Genomic DNA, 309 nt, shown 5'->3' with positions numbered 1-309 from the left:
CCGCTCCACCAGCAGCATGCCCGCACCCTCGGACCACCCCGTACCATCCGCGTCCGCCGAGAACGCCTTGCACCGCCCATCAGCGGCCAACCCACGCTGACGACTGAACTCCACAAACGGCGCCGGAGTCGCCATCACCGTCACACCACCGGCCAACGCCAGCGAACACTCACCGTTCCGCAACGCCTGCACCGCCAGATGCAACGCCACCAACGACGACGAACACGCCGTATCCACCGTGATCGTCGGCCCCTCAAGACCAAACGTGTACGCCAACCGCCCCGAAATCACACTCGCCGCATTACCCGT

General features: G+C 65.7%; 1 protein-coding gene. It reads right to left on the bottom strand.

Features of this window, described 5'->3' with window-relative positions; all coding sequences use genetic code 11:
* Positions 1-309, bottom strand: a 309-nt coding sequence (locus NP777_RS47405) for a polyketide synthase (protein ID WP_256656404.1), incomplete at both ends; no start/stop codon positions are given.

The organism is Streptomyces rugosispiralis (assembly GCF_024505145.1).
GTDB lineage: Bacteria > Actinomycetota > Actinomycetes > Streptomycetales > Streptomycetaceae > Streptomyces > Streptomyces rugosispiralis.
The sequence above is the reverse complement of the archived record's forward strand: the minus strand, read 5'-3'. Positions and strand labels throughout refer to the sequence as shown.